Origin of the sequence: Variovorax paradoxus, from assembly GCF_022009635.1 — a bacterium.
Classification (GTDB): Bacteria; Pseudomonadota; Gammaproteobacteria; order Burkholderiales; family Burkholderiaceae_C; genus Variovorax.
In genome coordinates this window covers 98654-115860 of the sequence record NZ_CP091716.1, presented here as the reverse complement: position 1 = coordinate 115860, position 17207 = coordinate 98654, and the positions used below count along the sequence as shown (strand labels likewise).

11 protein-coding genes and 1 pseudogene are annotated in these 17207 nt (G+C 67.0%); 7 read left to right on the top strand and 5 right to left on the bottom strand.

The window, feature by feature from the left end; translation table 11 throughout:
• Window positions 1-4 precede the first annotated feature (4 nt).
• The 5 genes from L3V85_RS00645 to dnaA form a co-directional block, all read right to left on the bottom strand.
• Window positions 5-3274 (bottom strand): AAA family ATPase, encoded by a 3270-nt coding sequence (locus L3V85_RS00645; RefSeq protein ID WP_237677511.1) that lies wholly within the window; start codon window positions 3272-3274, stop codon window positions 5-7.
• Window positions 3274-6477, bottom strand: a complete 3204-nt coding sequence (locus L3V85_RS00640; protein WP_237677510.1) for an AAA family ATPase — start codon at window positions 6475-6477, stop codon at window positions 3274-3276. The genes L3V85_RS00645 and L3V85_RS00640 overlap by 1 nt, the downstream gene beginning before the upstream one ends.
• A 159-nt stretch (window positions 6478-6636) precedes the next feature.
• Entirely contained in the window at window positions 6637-9246 is a 2610-nt protein-coding gene (gene gyrB / locus L3V85_RS00635) for a DNA topoisomerase (ATP-hydrolyzing) subunit B (RefSeq protein ID WP_237677509.1), read from the bottom strand.
• 136 nt (window positions 9247-9382) lie between these two features.
• Window positions 9383-10489: a DNA polymerase III subunit beta gene (gene dnaN / locus L3V85_RS00630; RefSeq protein WP_093242281.1), complete on the bottom strand. Its 1107-nt coding sequence runs from the start codon at window positions 10487-10489 to the stop codon at window positions 9383-9385.
• Window positions 10490-10577: 88 nt separating this feature from the next.
• Entirely contained in the window at window positions 10578-11957 is a 1380-nt protein-coding gene (gene dnaA, locus L3V85_RS00625) for a chromosomal replication initiator protein DnaA (protein ID WP_237677508.1), read from the bottom strand.
• 342 nt (window positions 11958-12299) lie between these two features.
• On the opposite strand from dnaA, the gene rpmH reads away from it, so the two are divergent.
• From rpmH to L3V85_RS37510, 7 genes and pseudogenes are all read left to right on the top strand, one after another.
• Entirely contained in the window at window positions 12300-12434 is a 135-nt protein-coding gene (gene rpmH, locus L3V85_RS00620; protein ID WP_007834827.1) for a 50S ribosomal protein L34, read from the top strand.
• A 101-nt stretch (window positions 12435-12535) separates the two neighbouring features.
• Window positions 12536-12958, top strand: coding sequence for a ribonuclease P protein component (locus tag L3V85_RS00615; protein WP_237680471.1), 423 nt, complete (start codon window positions 12536-12538; stop codon window positions 12956-12958).
• Window positions 12955-13242 carry a membrane protein insertion efficiency factor YidD gene (gene yidD / locus L3V85_RS00610; RefSeq protein ID WP_106936290.1) on the top strand — a complete coding sequence of 96 codons (288 nt, stop codon included), beginning with the start codon at window positions 12955-12957 and terminating at the stop codon, window positions 13240-13242. The genes L3V85_RS00615 and yidD overlap by 4 nt, the downstream gene beginning before the upstream one ends.
• The gene (gene yidC / locus L3V85_RS00605; RefSeq protein WP_237677507.1) at window positions 13239-14924 is read left to right on the top strand and encodes a membrane protein insertase YidC; all 1686 of its coding nucleotides are present in this window, start codon (window positions 13239-13241) and stop codon (window positions 14922-14924) included. Before yidD ends, yidC begins: the two co-directional genes overlap by 4 nt.
• Before the next feature lie 75 nt (window positions 14925-14999).
• Window positions 15000-16406: a tRNA uridine-5-carboxymethylaminomethyl(34) synthesis GTPase MnmE gene (mnmE, locus tag L3V85_RS00600; protein WP_237677506.1), complete on the top strand. Its 1407-nt coding sequence runs from the start codon at window positions 15000-15002 to the stop codon at window positions 16404-16406.
• An 89-nt stretch (window positions 16407-16495) separates the two neighbouring features.
• Window positions 16496-16957 carry a Crp/Fnr family transcriptional regulator gene (locus L3V85_RS00595; protein WP_237677505.1) on the top strand — a complete coding sequence of 154 codons (462 nt, stop codon included), beginning with the start codon at window positions 16496-16498 and terminating at the stop codon, window positions 16955-16957.
• A gap of 103 nt (window positions 16958-17060) precedes the next feature.
• Window positions 17061-17108: pseudogene (locus L3V85_RS37510) on the top strand (hypothetical protein); the annotation flags it as partial.
• Window positions 17109-17207 lie beyond the last annotated feature (99 nt).

Sequence of the window (17207 nt, the reverse complement as noted above, 5' to 3'; positions counted from 1 at the left end):
CTTCTCAGTCCTGCGCGGCGGGCGCGCGGCCTGCGGCACGACTGTCCCACAGCATCAGGCGCCAGTCTTCTTCGGTGAGCGGGCCGCTGAACTTGCGCACGCGGCCTGAGCGCAGGTCTGTCAGGCGCCGGTGGTCGCCTGGCCGCGCGGGCTCCAGGCGGATGCGCACGATCTCGGTGGGCAGCGGTTCCGGTGCGGCATCAGGCTCCGCGGACAGCAGCCGCACCGCCAGCGGCAACGGCCGGTCGTCGCCGGCGTACCAGAGGTGGATGCCGCATTCCCCGCCGAACGCGTCGCGCAGGCCGATGCCCTCGAAGCAGCGAACGCCTGCGCGCGGCGACGGCAGTTCGTGCAGGTCGAGCTGCGCGATCAGCGCTGCGTAGTCGGCCCATGCCGTCCGGACCGTGGCCTCGCCGGCGCCGGTCTGCAGCGGCACGATCTCCACCGCCACTCGCTCGATGCCATGCCGGCCAAGGCTGTCGGCGCGGCTCGCCAGCTGGTCGATCTCGAGCTGCCAGCGCACGAGTTCGGTGTCCATGCCGCGCACCGGTGACGCGCCGGCAAACAGTTGCTCGAAGAATTCCCGGATGTCCTGCTGCACCATCAGCTCGTCGAGCGCCTGCTGGCGGCTCGCCACGCGCCACTCGCGTGGCCGCGGCTGGTTCTGCTTGACCGTGCGCCCCGGCGCCACGCGGCGCTCCGAAAGATCCCAGCTGCGGCGTGCCAGCACCTCGCGCAGCGGGTCCAGCCGCACCTGCAGCGCGCGCAGCGCCAGTGCTTCAGGTTCCGCCGGCGCTGCGTCGAGCTGCGCGCGCAGGCGTTCGTGCAGCGCGTCGGCAATGCCCGCGAGCGCCTGGTAGCCGGCCGCCGACCCGGTGTCTTCCGGCAGCGGCACCGCGCGCCGCACGGCGTAGTCGAGCACGGTGGCCCGGGTCGTCAGGCCGCCCTCGCCGAAGCTCACGTCCAGCAGCATCGGCTGGCCGCTGTGCGAAGACGCCAGGCGCTGCGCGATGGGCTGCGTCAGTGCTCGCTCGATGCCGCGTTTCAGCGCCCGCGCGCCGAGCGTCTCGTCGTGACCGAGCCGCGCCAAGTGGTCCAGCGCCTGTGCCGACACATTCAGGAAGGTCAGCCTGCGCACGAAGCCATCGCGCGCCAGCACGCGCTCCAGCTGCAGCCGGGCGATGGCGGCGATGTCGTCCGCGCCCAGCGGCGTGAAGCCGACGACCTGGTCGATGCGGTTCAGGAATTCGGGCCGGAAGAAACGCTCGACCGCCTCGCGGTAGGTATGCGCCACGTCGGCTTCCTGCCGCACGAAGCCGGTATGGCGGCTCGCCGCGGCGGCGCCGAGGTTCGAGGTGAGCACGACCACGCATTGCGAGAAGTCGGTGGTGCGGCCCAGCGCATCGGTCAGCCGGCCTTCGCCGAGCACCTGCAGCAGCAGGTCGTGCACGGACGGATGGGCTTTCTCGATTTCGTCGAGCAGCAGCACGCAGGCTCGGCGCTGGCGCACGGCGGCGGTGAGCTGGCCGTCGGGGCGGTAGGCGTCGCCGATGAGGCGGCCGGTCGCATCGCCGTCGACGTATTCGTTCATGTCGAAGCGCACCAGGCCGCCCTCGTCCTCGAACAGGTAGTCGGCCAGCAGCTTCGCCGCCTCGCTCTTGCCGACGCCGGTCGGTCCGATGAAGAGCAGCGACGACAGCGGCTTGCCCGGCGCCGCGAGGCCGGACTTGATTAGCGCGATCACATCGACCAGCTGCGCGCGCGCCTCGGGCTGGCCGATCAGCCGCGCCGCGAAATGCGCCGCGGCTTCCGCTGGTGCCAGGCCGATCTGGCGGGAGAACAGCTTCTCGCGGAAGTGATACGCCGCGGTGTAGGCGGCCAGCACTTCGGCGCGGCCGACCTCCCCGCGCGCATGGCGCACGGCGAGCCGGTCGAGCACGCGGATCGCCGAGCCCGGCAGCACCTCGTCGGCGGCGAAGCGGCGCTCCATCTTCAGCAGCTCGGCCACCGCGGCGGCGGAGATGCGGCACTCGTGCTGGCGCTCCAGTTCGGCGCGGCGCCAGGCGACGATGCGGATGGCCGCCTCGCGCGGCGGCGGATCGACGCGGATCACGCGGAACAGGTCGGCAAAGCGGCGGTCGCGCTGCTGCACCTTCTGCCAGGCCTCGGGCGTGGCTTCGCCGATCATGGTGAAGGCGCGCTTCTCGAGCAGCGGGCGCAGCACGTCGGCCAGCGTCAGCGTGTTCTGCGAACTCTTGCCGATGGCCAGCAGCGCGACGAGGTTGTCGCAGTACAAGTGATCGGGCCTGGCGATGCGGAAGTCGTCGCGCAGGCGGAACTGCAGATGCTGCAGCAGCACGGCCATGCGGCGCTGCCACTGGCCGATCACGCTCATGCCGGAGATCACGCGCATCGGGTCGAGATGCCAGATCTTCTGCAGCTTCGCGCGGTCGCGGCCCGTTTCGGAGACCATGAACTGCCGCAGTGCGCCATGCACCAGCGCCGTCTTGCCGGCGCCGCGCGGACCCACGAGCACGATGGCGCCGGCGCCGCCGTCGGGCCGGTAGATCGCGCGGCCCAGTTCCTCGATGGCCTCGTCGCGCAGGATCGCCTGGGTCAGCTCATCCGGATAAAGATCGTTCAGATCGACGGCGGCGCGCGCCATCTCGGTCGGCCCGTCGCCGATGCCGTCGTCGCGCATCGCGGCGCGCAGGTCGTGCTCGCTCTCGAACGGGAAGCGGCCCTGAGCCAGGTGCATCGAGATTTCGAGCTCGCCGAGTTCGTCGTTCGGCGCGGCCAGGCAGCGCTGCGGGTCGAAGGCGTCGCCCCGCTCCTTGCGCTGTTCACGGAACCAGGCCTGAATGCTGGCCACCAGCCGCTCGGTGCGTTGCCCCTTGTCCAGATGCAGTTCACCGAGGTCGGCCACCATGCCGTCGAGCTGCGGCAGGCAGGCGTAGCGGCGTGCGCCGACGGTGAAGTGGGCCGCGGCAAATGCGCCTTCGATCCAGCGGCGGCCGCTGTCGAAACCCAGCGGCACGAGTTCGAAACGCAGTTCAGGCGCAAAGCCGAGCCACAGGCGCTCGTCGAGCGTGGCGCGCGTACTGCGGGTGCCGCGAAAGTGATGCACGACCGCCTGGCGCAACTTGTTCAGCGCCGCTTCGTAGCGCATGGCCGTCGCGTCGATCTCCGGCAGGAACAGGCAGCGCAGCCGGTAGCCCGCCTCCTTGCGATGCGTGACGAAAACCGGGATGCGCAGGCTGCCGCGTCCGCTCATCAGTCGTCCTCCCCGAGCAGCATGCGGTCCATGAGCGCGTCGAACTGCGCGTCGAGCGCACGCTTCCAGGCGGGTGCGTCCGGGAACGAGGTTTTCCAGTCGGCCTGCTGCGCGGCCAGCATGCCGTCCCTCAGAAAGCGGTGCACAGGCCGGCTGTCGAAGAAATGCTGGCGGTGCACGTTGTGCGGCGTCTCGAAGTTGGAGAGCGTGCCGCTGCGCACCGAAACCCAGGCGTCCGACTTGTTGCGGTCGCCGACCCAGATGCGCCAGACGCCGCCCTCCTGGCGGAAGTAGTCGAACACCGCCGGTCCCTTGAGTTCGATCTCGAAGCCCACGATCAGGCTCTTGCGGCTCGATGCCTGCGGCCAGGGAAACTTCAGGTAGGGGCTGGGCGGGGCCTCGTCTTCTGATTTTTCCTCGCGCTTTTCCTCGCGCGCCTCTGCGTCGGCTGGAGGCGCGGGTTTGCGGGGTTCGTCGCCGAGCCGCACCACCTGCGGGCGGAATTCGAAGCCGGCAAGCGCCGCGAGTTCGCACCACGCGTCATGCAGTGTGGTGGCCAATGCCGGCGCGGCGTAAAGGCCCACGGTGCACACGCCGCTGTCCGGCCGCACGGCATGAAAGGCCTGCTGCTTGAACGCGGTGAAGCGGGTGCGCCACGCGGCGATGTCTGGCGGCGCATCGGACTCGCCTACCAGCGCGAGCAGGGCTTGCCCCTCGAGCGTCATGATCTCGGCGAACAAGCCCTGTGCCGTCTGTTGCACAGCGGCCAAGGTGCGGGCGCGGCTGGCGGACGGCGTGCCGTCCCAGTGCGGCAAGTGCGGTGCGCGGTTGCGCTTCTTCTCGTAGCGGCGCCGCTCGTCGTCGAGGCGGAACACCTGGTTCACCAGGTTCACGAAGAGCGGCCCTTCGGTCACGCGTTGCCAATGGCGGCGCGCGTCGGCCAATGCCTCGGCGGCCAGCAGCGGCGCGTTGTCGACCGGGCGCTGCAGCGGGTCGGCGCGCACGCCCAGCGGCTGGCCGGTGTCGCCCGCGCCGATGCGCACGGCCAGCGGCGTGACATAGGCATGCGGTGCCAGCGCATGTGCGAGGGGCAGCAGCAGTTGCCGGCGCAGCACGCGCTGCACGTCGCGGGCGCCGTAGCGCTCGTCGCCGGGCAGCGCGGCGAGACGGGCGGCAACGTCGTCGTCGAGCGTCAGTTCGGCGCTGCGTTCGAGCAGGCCTTCCCGCTTGCGCAGCAGCGTCATCTCGCGCCCGAAGATCGGTGCGCGCTCGGTGGCCGACAACGGGGCGAAGGGCACGATGTGGTCGATGCGATTGAACAGCTCGGGGCGCAAAGCCTGCTGCACCGCCTGCTCGAAATGGGCGCGCGGATCGCCGCGCACCGCGCCCAGGCCCATCGGCATGCGCTGCATCGCCTCCGCGCCCAGGTTCGACGTCATCACCACGAAGCTGCCGCAGAAGTTGGCGGTGAGGCCGTCGCCGCCGGTGAGGCGGCCTTCTCCGAGTACCTGCAGCAGCAGGTCGAAGAAGCTGGGGTGGGCTTTTTCGAGTTCGTCGAACAGCACGACGGAGAACGGCTGGCGCCGCACCGCGCCGATCAGCACGCCCTCGTCGCCGCCAAGATCGCCGAGCAGGCGCAGCACGGCGGCGGGGTCGGCGTACTCGCTCATGTCGATGCGGATCATGCGGCGCGGATCGCCGAACATGAATTCGGCCAACGCCTTGGCCGTCTCCGTCTTGCCCACGCCGGTCGGGCCGATCAGCAGCATCGACGCGATCGGCTTGCCGCCGCGCGCGAGCCCGGCCTTGGTGGCGACCAGCAGATTCGTCACCACCGACAGCGCCTCGGGCTGGCCGAACAGGCGGCTGCGGAAAAAGCCGTCGACTTCGTCGAGCGAGAGCGGCAGCCGCGCGTCGAGCATGCGACGCGGCATGCCGGTCTCGGCGCAGAACGCGGCGAGCGCATCGTCGCGCCCGATCACCGCGCCCTGCTGGCCGCGCACGTGCAGGATCAGTTCTTCGAAGAAGCGGATGCCTTTGCCCGGGAAGCCCGAGTACGGCGAAAAGCGGCGCTGCAGCGCGATCAGCTCGGACACCGCATCCGGCGACACCGCGACGCGGTGCTGCGCCGCGAGCGCCGCCACTGCGGCGAGCATCGTGCGTTCCTGCTCGGCCTCGGGCAGTTCGGGCAGGCGCAGCGTCTGGAACAGCGCCGAGAAGCCGGGGCTGCGCAAGTCGATCTGCGAGAGTTCGGCGGGCGTGGCTTCGGCCAGCACCATCAACTGGCCGCGGGCCAGCGGCTCGCGCAAGGCATCGCCGAGGCTGATGCTGTTGCCCTGGTATTGCCCGACCTCGAACAGCTCGGCAAGGTGGCCGACATAGAGCACCACTTCGCGCGTGGCCAGTTCGCGGCACAGCGTGGTCAGCGCCTGCTGCCAACTGCCGTCGCGCGTCAGGCCCTGGATGAGTCGTGCCGCGCTGGTTTCCCACGGAGAGCCGGCGGCGCGGTCGCGGCGCTCGCGCGCGTACTGGTGGATCAGAGCCGTCTTGCCGCTGCTTTCCGCGCCGACGACCAGCACGCTGCGCGCGAACCGGCCCTCCGCCGCGCGCTGCAAAGCGGTCAGCGGCACGGCCAGTCCGATGGCGGTGCGCGAGCCGACGCTCATCTCGTCGGCCACCGTGGGAAGCAGCGGCTTGGCGCGATCGTCCTTCAGCTTGCGCAATGCTTCGGCGCTGTGGAACACGAGGTCGAGCGGCAATTGCGTCAGCTCGACCTGCTCGAACCATTGGGCCGCCACCTGGCGCCGCACGTCGGTCTGCCGGCCGGCGCGACGGTGTTCGAGCACGATGGCTTCGCTCACGGCTTCGCGCAGGCGCTCCGCCTCGGCGAGCGCGACGATGCCCAGAGCGGGCACGTAGCCGATGCAGGGCGTGTTCGCCGGGCCGCTGGAGAGAAACGCGACATGGTGGCAGCGGCGCGGCGGGTGCAGCAGCGGGTCGCTGCCGCCCGGCAGGTCGACATCGAACTCATGGCGCTCGAATGCCGGCGGATCGCTGATCTGCACGGCCTCGAGGTAGCGGCCCTTGTCGATCAGGTGCGACTGCACTGCCTGCGCCATGCGCCGGGCCATCGCATGCGCGCTGCTGCCGAGCCACGCCATCTCGGGAAAGGCCAGCGACGTGACGACGGTATCGCCGGCCACGGTGGTCAGTTCGAAGAAGGCGAGGCTGGAGGGAATGGGAAGAGTCCTGTGGGCACGAACGAAATTGGCGGAGATTCTGCCTCAAGGGTTTGACGCATCCGCCAAGCAAAACGCCCGGCAAGGGCCGGGCGTTCTGGGGTGCTGGGAAGCCTGGAAGGCTTACACGTCGATATTCGCAGCCCGCAGCGCGTTCTGCTCGATGAACTCCCGGCGCGGTTCCACTTCGTCGCCCATCAGCATCGTGAACACGCGGTCGGCTTCGATCGCATCGTCGATCTGCACGCGCAGCAGGCGCCGCACGGTCGGGTCCATGGTGGTTTCCCACAGCTGCTCGGGGTTCATTTCGCCCAGGCCCTTGTAGCGCTGGCGCGAAGTGGCGCGTTCGGCTTCGCTGATGAGCCACTTCATGGCCTGGCGGAAGTCGTCGACCTTTTCTTCCTTGGCGCGTTCGCCCTCGCCGCGCTTGACCAGCGCGCCTTCGGGGCTCAGCAGACCGCGGAAGGTGTTGGCGGCTTCGGCCAATGCGGCGTAGTCGGCGCCGTGCACGAAGTCCTGCGTGAGCACGCTGCTCTTGATGTTGCCGTGGTGGCGGCGGCTGATGCGCAGCAGCGGCTTGTCGGTGCGGGCGTCGAACTCGCTGCTCACCTCGGCCGGCACACCGGTGGTGTTGAGTTCGCGCAGCTTGGCCTGCAGCGCCACGGCCGAAGCCTCGGCGGCGGGCGTGGTATCGAGGTCGAGCGCCACGCCGTCGGCAATGGCGCGCAGCGCCTCGGCGTCCATGAAGTTGCGCAGGCGCGCAATCACGGCCTCGGCCACCTGGTGCTTGCGCGCCAGTTCGGCCAGGGTGTCGCCGCTGAGCGTGGTCGAGCTGGCCCCGCCGGTCTCGATGCGCGCGTCTTTCAGCGCCACCTTGAGCAGGAAGGCGTCGAGCGCGGGGCCGTCCTTCAGGTACTGCTCTTCCTTGCCGACCTTGACCTTGTACAGCGGCGGCTGCGCGATGTAGATGTGGCCGCGCTCCACCAGCTCCGGCATCTGCCGGTAGAAGAAGGTGAGCAGCAGCGTGCGGATGTGGGCGCCGTCGACGTCGGCGTCGGTCATGATGATGATGCGGTGGTAGCGCAGCTTGGCGACGTTGAAGTCGTCCGCGCCGCCGCCCGCCGTGGTCGCGCCTGCGCGGCCGATGCCGGTGCCCAGGGCGGTGATCATGGTGAGAATTTCGTTGCTGGTGAGCAGCTTCTCGTAGCGAGCCTTCTCGACGTTCAGGATCTTGCCGCGCAGCGGCAGGATGGCCTGGAACTTCCGGTCGCGGCCCTGCTTGGCGGAGCCGCCGGCGGAGTCACCCTCCACCAGGTAGACCTCGCACAGGGCGGGATCCTTTTCCTGGCAGTCGGCCAGCTTGCCGGGCAGACCCATGCCGTCGAGCACGCCCTTGCGGCGCGTCATTTCGCGCGCCTTGCGGGCGGCTTCGCGGGCGCGGGCGGCCTCGACGATCTTGCCGCAGATGATCTTGGCGTCGTTCGGGCGTTCCTGCAGATAGTCGGTCAGCAGCTTGCCGACGATGTCTTCCACCGGCGCGCGCACTTCGCTGGACACCAGCTTGTCCTTGGTCTGGCTCGAGAACTTGGGCTCGGGCACCTTCACGCTCAGCACGCAGCACAGGCCTTCGCGCATGTCGTCGCCGGTGACTTCGACCTTCGCCTTCTTGGCGAACTCGTTCTCTTCGATGTATTTGTTGATGACGCGGGTCATCGCGGCGCGCAGGCCCGTGAGGTGGGTGCCTCCGTCACGCTGCGGGATGTTGTTGGTGAAGCAGAGGACCTGCTCGTTGTAGCCGCTGTTCCACTGCATCGCCACTTCGACGCCGATGTGCGTGCCGGGAATGCCGCCGTAGGTGTCGGCCGGGCGTTCGCCTTCGGCGTAGAACGAGTTCGGATGCAGGACGGTCTTGCCCTTGTTGATGAACTCCACGAAGCCGCGCACGCCGCCGGCGCCCGAGAAGTCGTCTTCCTTGCCGGTGCGCTCGTCCTTCAGGCGGATGCGCACGCCGTTGTTCAGGAAGCTCAGCTCGCGCAGGCGCTTGGAGAGGATTTCATAGTGGAAATCGTTGTTCTCCTTGAAGATCTGCGTGTCGGGCAGGAAGTGCACTTCGGTGCCGCGCTTGTCGGTGTCGCCGATGATCTTCATGGGCGAGACTTCGACGCCGCTCACCGTTTCCAGCAGGCGGTTCTGCACGAAGCCGCGGCTGAATTCGAGTTCGTGGATCTTGCCTTCGCGGCGCACCACCAGGCGCAGCATCACGCTGAGCGCGTTCACGCAGCTCACGCCCACGCCGTGCAGGCCGCCCGACACCTTGTAGCTGTTCTGGTTGAACTTGCCGCCGGCGTGCAGCTCGGTGAGCGCGATTTCTGCCGCCGAGCGCTTGGGCTCGTGCTTGTCGTCCATCTTCACGCCGGTGGGAATGCCGCGGCCGTTGTCGGTGACGGAGATCGAGTTGTCCGAATGGATGGTCACGACGATGTCGTCGCAATGGCCGGCCAGCGCTTCGTCGATGGAGTTGTCCACCACTTCGAACACCAGGTGGTGCAGGCCGGTGCCGTCGGAGGTGTCGCCGATGTACATGCCGGGGCGCTTGCGCACGGCCTCGAGCCCTTCGAGGATGGTGATGGAGCCTTCGCCGTAGCTGTTGTCGGCCGCTGCGGCCGTTTCGATCTCGGGGATGTAGACGGGCTCGGTGTGCGGCACGTCGGGCTTGTTTTCTTCAGCACTCATTCGGATATTCCTCTGTCTCTCACGGCATTCGCGCGTGATTTTTCGGGCTCTCAAAAGCTCAATTCGCCGCCTCTTGAAAGCGCAAACCCGCGGGGGGCCGCGGGCTGTGTGCGCAAGGCGCTTCGGTGTCTGTCTGCTAGATACGCATCGGCATCACGACATATTTGAAGGATGCGTTCTCGGGGATGGTCAGCAGCGCCGAACTGTTGGAGTCGGCCAGGTCCAGCTTGACCATGTCCTGGTCCATGTTCGACAGCGCGTCGATCAGGTAGGTCACGTTGAAGCCGATTTCGATGGCGTCGCCGCCGTAGTCGATGTCGAGCTCGTCCTGGGCTTCTTCCTGCTCGGCGTTGTTCGACGCGATGCGCAGCGTGCCCGGCTCGATGTTCAGGCGCACGCCCTTGAACTTCTCGCTGGTCAGGATGGCGGTGCGCTGCAGGCTGGCCAAGAGCGGCGCGCGGCCCAGGGTGACGGTGTTCTTGTGGTTCTTGGGAATCACGCGGTTGTAGTCGGGGAACTTGCCCTCGACCAGCTTGGTGACGAACTCCATGCCGCCGAAGCTGAACTTGGCCTGGTTGTTCGCGAACTGCATCTCGATGGCGCCTTCGGCGTCGGACAGCAGGCGCTGCATTTCGAGCACAGTCTTGCGCGGAAGAATGACTTCCTGGCGCGGCACTTCGACGTCGAGCGTGGCCGACGAGAACGCCAGGCGGTGGCCGTCGGTGGCCACCAGGCTCAGCTGCTTGCCTTCGGCGACGAAGAGGATGCCGTTCAGGTAGTAGCGGATGTCATGCACGGCCATTGCGAACGACACTTGCGAGAGCAGGTCCTTCAGCGTCTTTTGCGGCACGCTGAACACGGGGCCGAAGTTGGCGGCTTCCTGCACCAGCGGGAAGTCTTCGGCCGGCAAAGATTGCAGCGTGAAGCGGCTCTTGCCGCCCTTGAGCACCAGCTTGCTCGCGCTCGATTCGAGGCTCACGGTCTGGTCCGAAGGCATGGTGCGCAGGATGTCGATGAGCTTGCGCGCGCCGATGGTGGTGGTGAAGTTGCCTTCGTCGCCGCCCAGTTCGGCGGTGGTGCGGATCTGGATCTCGAGGTCGCTGGTGGTCAGCTGCAGCTGGCCGCCGGTCTTGCGGATCAGCACGTTCGCCAGGATCGGCAAGGTGTGACGCCGCTCGACGATGCCCGCCACGGACTGCAGCGCGGCGAGGACTTTGTCTTGGTTTGCCTTCAAAACGATCATGTCTTCTTCCTCTTCTCTATCTCTTTGAATCAGCTTGTAAGACGCCATTCTCCGCTGTCGCGAGGGGCATCCTGGATGACATCTGGCTTCAGCCCTTGAGCGTCTGCTCGAGCACGTGGAGCTGCTGGTTGAGTTCGGTGAGCTGCTGGCGCTCGCCCGAAATCTTGCGCACCGCGTGCAGCACCGTCGTGTGGTCGCGCCCACCGAACAGCTCGCCGATTTCCGGCAGGCTCTTCTGCGTGAGTTCCTTGGCCAGGTACATCGCGATCTGCCGCGGCCGCGCAATGCTGGCCGGGCGTTTCTTGCTGTACATGTCGGCGACCTTGATCTTGTAGTAGTCGGCCACCGTTTTCTGGATATTCTCGACGGAGATCTGCCGATTCTGGATCGACAACAAGTCACGCAGCGCCTCGCGCGCCAGGGCGATCGAGATCTCTTTCTGGTTGAAGCGCGAGTAAGCCAGGATCTTGCGCAGCGCGCCTTCGAGCTCGCGCACGTTGGAGCGCACGTTCTTGGCGACGAAGAAGGCCACTTCTTCCGGCATTTCGGCCGATTCGGCGCGCGCCTTGTTGATCAGGATAGCCACGCGCATTTCGAGCTCGGGCGGCTCGATGGCGACCGTGAGACCCGAATCGAAGCGCGAAACCAGGCGCTCGTGGATGTCGGCCAGCCCCTTCGGGTAGGTGTCGCTGGTCATCACGATGTGGGATTTCTTGGCCAGCAGGGCCTCGAACGCGTTGAAGAATTCTTCCTGCGTCCGGTCCTTGTTGGCGAAGAACTGCACATCGTCGATCAGCAACAGATCGAGCGAGTGATAGCGTTCCTTGAACTCATCGAAAGTCTTGCGCTGATAGGCCTTGACCACATCCGACACGAATTGCTCGGCGTGGATGTAGAGAACTTTGGAATCGGCGCGGTCGGCCAGCAGCCGGTTGCCCACGGCATGCATCAGGTGGGTCTTGCCCAGGCCGACGCCGCCGTAGATGAAAAGCGGGTTGTAAAGATGGCCGGGCATGCCCGCCACGTGCATGGCCGCGGCGCGCGCCATGCGGTTGGCCGTGCCTTCGACCAGGGTGTCGAAGGTGAGCCCCGAATTGAGCCGGTTCTTGAAGCCGGCGGCGGCGGGCTCCTCGCCCGGGCCGGCCACGTCGCGCGGCACGTCGGTCTCGGTCATGACCGCCACAGGCGCAGAGCGCACGGGCGTTTCGCGAGGAGCAAGCGCTAACTCGATGGCGACCGGCTGGCCGTACATCTTCTCGGCCATGGCCGCGATCTTGCCGGCGTACTGGGCCCGGATCCAGTCGAGCTTGAACCGGTTGGCGACGAACACGGTCATGCGCGACAGGTCGTCGGCGACCTGTGCCGTCAGGGGTTTGATCCAGGTGTTGAACTGCTGCTCGGACAGTTCCTGCGCGAGCTGGTCGACGCAGGCCTGCCAGAGGCTTTCGCCGATGCCGTCAGTCGACATGGGCGGGAGAAAAAGTGATGAGACCTTCGGGCATTTCTTGGTATAGGTATTGTGGATATTCTCTGCTGGAAGGCGGCTGGCATTCTAACTTGTCAAAACCTTATCCACACGCTGTCCCGGATGCCGAAAGGCCCGCAAATCCAGTCGAAGATTGTTCGGGCGGCCAATGTTTGCGATAATTGCGGGTTTCCCTGAAAACCTCTTTGCGTTCGTCACTGGAGCTAGGAGTAGGAGTTCAGGGGTTATCCCTGGGTCATCCCAACACGCTCCCCCGGCGCCCCGCTGGCTTCTCATGCTTTTTCAGGCAGAGAGTCCGCGCGAACAGGGAATTAGGAAATCATCATGAAACGCACTTATCAAGCTTCCAAAGTCCGCCGCGCCCGTACCCACGGCTTCCTGGTCCGCATGAAGACCCGCGGCGGCCGTGCCGTCATCAACGCACGCCGCGCCAAGGGCCGCAAGCGCCTGGCCGTCTGACGGCAGCCCACCTGCCGTTGCCAGCAGCCGATACGTCAGCGCCAGCTTCCGCGGCCGGTGCGTCCGGCCTGACCGGTAACGACGTGCGCGGCCAGGCTTCCATGCAGCGGCTCAAGACCCGCGCGCAATTCCAGGCCGTCCTCGCAGGTGCCACCGTGGCGCGCACTGCTCATTTCGCATTGCATCGCTGTGCGCTCGATTCCGCATCGGGCGCACCGCCGCTGTTCGCGTCCGACGACGTCTGGCTGGGTGCCATGGTGCCCAAGCGCTGGGCGCGTCGCGCGGTCACGCGCAACGCCATCAAGCGCCAGATCTACGCCGTGAGCGCCGCTCAGGGTGTCGTTTTGCCACGTGCCGCGCACGTGGTGCGGCTGCGCGCGGGCTTCGACCGCAAGGAATTCGTGAGCGCCACCTCAGACAAGCTCAAGAGCGCCGTTCGCGCCGAACTCCAGCAACTGCTGGCACGGGCCGCGCGCACGCCGGCGCCCTCTTCTTCCGCGCCTGCCTCTTCCTCATCATCATGAAACGCCTGCTGATCGGCTTCGTGAAGGCCTACAGACTGCTGCTGAGCCCCTGGCTCGGCCAGTCGTGCCGCTTCACGCCGACATGCTCGGTGTATTCGATCGAGGCGCTCGAGGTGCACGGCGCGCTCAAGGGCAGCTACCTGACTCTGCACCGCATCGCGCGCTGCCAGCCCTGGTGCCAGGGCGGCCACGATCCGGTTCCACCGAAATCACAGCGTCGCACTGACAAGTCAGGATCGCTGTTTTCGTCTCTTCTCTCCTCCGACAAGAAGTCTTCGTCATGAACGATATCCGCCGCACGATACTGTGGGTGATTTTTGGGTTCTCGCTGGTGTTGCTGTGGGACCAATGGCAGGTCTTCAACGGCAACAAGCCGACCTTCCTGCCGTCGAGCAAGCCGGCCGTCACCGCCCCGGCCGCCGGCACGCCCGCCACCGCCAACGGCGTGCCCACCGCGTCCGCCGCCCCCGGCAGCGCGGGTGCCGTGCCGACGTCGGCCTTGCCGGCCGCGCCGCGCGAGAAGGTCAACGTCACCACCGACCTGTTCAAGGCCACGATCGACAGCGAAGGCGCCACGGTCAACTACCTCGAACTGCTGAAGTACGACGAAGCCGACCGCAGCAAGCATGTCGTGCTGTTCGAAGACGGCTCGCCCGCCACGCGCTACGTCGCGCAGACCGGCCTGCTGAACCCGGTGGCCGGCGAGGCTTTCCCCAACCACCTGACGCAGATGACGCCGAAGGCCGGCCCGCGTGAAATGGCCGACGGCCAGAACACGCTGGAAGTGAGCTTCGAAAGCGCACCCGTCGGCGGCCTGAAGTACGTCAAGACCTATGTGTTCCACCGCGGTGACTACGCCATCGGCGTGCGCCACGAAGTCGTCAATGTGAGCGACCAGCCGCGCGACGCCCTGCTCTACATGCAGCTGCTGCGTCACGGCACCGTGGCCGCCGGCACCATGTTCGGCACCAACACCTTCACCGGCCCGGCCGCGTACACCAACGAGAAGAAGTTCCACAAGCTGGACTTCAAGGACATCGCCAAGGGCAAGATCGAACCGCCACCGCCGGCCAACGACGGCTGGATCGCGATGGTGCAGCATTACTTCGCGTCGGCCTGGCTGCTCAAGGGCGACCCGGCCAGCGAACAGCTGCGCCGCGAGTTCCGCGTGAAGGACCTGGGCGACAACCTGTTCACCGTTTCGATGGTGGCCACGCTGCCGAAGATCGCCCCGGGCGCCACGCAGGTCGTGAACAGCGCGCTGTTCGCCGGTCCTGAGGAAGAAAAGAAGCTCGAAGCCATCGCACCGGGCCTGGACCTGGTGAAGGACTACGGCATCTTCGCGATCATCTCCAAGCCGCTGTACTGGCTGCTTACCCAGCTGCACGGCATCCTGGGCAACTGGGGCTGGTCGATCGTCGCGCTGGTGGTGCTGCTGAAGGCGGCCTTCTACTGGCTCAACGCCAAGGCCTACGCCAGCATGGCCAAGATGAAGGCCATCAATCCGAAGATCATGGAAATGCGCGAGCGGCTGAAGGACAAGCCGCAGGAAATGCAGCAAGAGATGATGCGGATCTACAAGACCGAGAAGGTCAATCCGATGGGCGGCTGCTTCCCCATCGTGATCCAGATTCCGGTGTTCATCGCGCTGTATTGGGTGCTGCTGTCGTCGGTCGAAATGCGCCATGCACCGTGGATCGGCTGGATCAGCGACCTGTCGGCACCGGACCCCTGGTACATCCTGCCGATCGTCATGACGGCCACCTCGCTGTTCCAGACCTGGCTCAACCCGACGCCACCCGATCCGATGCAGGCCAAGCTGATGTGGATCATGCCGCTCGCATTCAGCGTGATGTTCATCTTCTTCCCGGCCGGCCTGGTGCTGTACTGGATCACGAACAACGTGCTGTCGATCGCGCAGCAGTGGTTCATCAACAAGCGCCTGGGCGTGCTCGGCACCAAGTAGCAACAGCCGCACGGCATCCAAGCCATCCCACGAAGGGCCGCGTAAGCGGCCCTTTTTGCTGAAAGAATCCGCACCATGCTCGCCCGAACCACCGATCCCATCGTCGCCATCGCCACTGCCTCGGGGCGCGGGGCGGTCGGCATCGTGCGGGTGTCGGGGGCCCGGCTGGCGCCGCTGATCGAGGCCATCTGCGGCCGCGTACTCAAGCCGCGCGAAGCCACCTACCTGCCGTTTCGCGATGCAGGCGGCGAGCCGGTCGACCACGGCCTGGCCATTCACTTTCCGTCGCCGAATTCCTTCACCGGCGAAGACGTGCTCGAGCTGCAGGCGCACGGCGGCGCGGTCGTGCTGCAGTTGCTGCTGGCGCGCTGTCTCGAGGCGGCGGCCGAGCCCGATCCGGTCACAGGCCGCCCGCGCCTGCCCGGCCTGCGCGTGGCCGAGCCGGGGGAGTTCAGCCAGCGGGCCTTCCTCAACGGCAAGATCGACCTGGCGCAGGCCGAGGCGATTGCCGACCTGATCGACGCCAGCACCGAAGCGGCCGCGCGCAGCGCCGGGCGCTCGCTGTCTGGTGCCTTCTCGCGCGAGATCCACACGCTGCGCGATGCGCTGATCCACCTGCGCATGCTGGTCGAAGCCACGCTCGACTTTCCGGAAGAAGAAATCGACTTCCTGCAGAAGGCCGATGCGGCCGGGCAGCTGGCGAAGCTGCAGTCGCAACTGGCCGCCGTGCAGCAGCGTGCGCGCCAGGGTGCGCTGCTGCGCGAGGGCATCAAGGTGGTGATCGCGGGCCAGCCCAACGCGGGCAAGAGCTCGCTGCTCAACGCGCTGGCGGGCGCCGAACTGGCCATCGTGAGCGCGGTGGCGGGCACCACGCGCGACGTGGTCTCGCAGACCATCCAGATCCACGGCGTGCCGCTGCATGTGGCCGACACCGCCGGCCTGCGCGAGAGCAGCGACGAGGTCGAGCAGATCGGCGTGGCGCGCGCGTGGGGGCAGATCGAAAGCGCGGACGCCGTGCTGTTCCTGCACGACCTGACCCGCGCTGCCCTGCCGGACTACGCTGCCGCCGACGCGGAGATCCTCGCGGGCCTGCGGCGCAAGCTGCCGGCGAGCGTGCCGGTGCTGGATGTCTGGAACAAGCAGGACGCGGCGCCTTCGACAGAGCCTGCCGAAGGCATCGCGCTGTCCGCCAAGACCGGCCTGGGCATCGAGGCATTGCGAGAGCAATTGCTGGCCATGGCCGGCTGGCAAGCCGTGCCCGAGGGCGTGTATTTGGCGCGCGCACGCCATGTGCAGGCGCTGGCCCAGGTCGAAGCGCATCTGGCGCTGGCGGCGAGCCACCTCGCGGCACAGGCCCAGTTGCTCGACCTGTTGGCCGAGGAACTGCGGCTGGCGCAGAACGCGCTGAACGAGATCACCGGGGAGTTCGGTGCCGATGACCTGCTGGGGGTCATCTTTTCGCGCTTTTGCATTGGGAAATAGCGACAGGCGCCGGAAAAACGTAAACACTTGTAGCCCAATCTGGTGGCCATCGCGGATACTTCTGCACCGATGCGGGGGTTGAGAAAACCATGTCCATACAGAATCTGAGCCGCGCCATCGCGGAGAACACGAGCAGCGACGCCTTTGCGTTGACGTTCAGCGTCCAGCAGTGGGAAACGCTGGTCGGCTACCTGCAGCCCATAGACACCAGCATCGGCGACGTGCTGATCGAACAGGGCACGCCGGACCGCTCGGTGTTCTTCATCGAGAGCGGCGCCATCAGCGTGCATCGCGTCAGCAGCAAGGAGCAGATGAAGCTCGCCGTGCTGACCGCCGGCTCGGTGGTCGGCGAAGGCTCGTTCTTCTCGCGCCTGCCGCACTCCGCCAACGTGGTGGTCACCGGCGCGGGCCGCGTGTGGCGGCTCACCGCGATCCGCTTTGCCGAGATGTCGAACCGCCAGCCCAACCTGGCGCTGGAAATCTCGATGGCGCTGGGCGCCGTGATCGCCAAGCGCATGGCGCACCGCTCCAAGCGCGTCGCCGTGACCTGAGGCCCTGGCAGCCTCCGCCAGAGACTTTCCAGCTGCGGGCATGCCCGCCAGCAGTCCTTTTCGTTCCGGTTCCCGAGAGTTAGAGAGTAGTCAGTAGTAAGCCATGGCCTTGATCTGTCCGGTCTGCAGCACGGAAAACCGTGACGGCGCCAATTTCTGCCGGAGCTGCGGCAACACGCTGTCCGGCAAGGCAACCCGGATTCCCCCGCCGCCGAGCCCCGAGCGCGAGTGGGCCACCACCGCCCCCGCC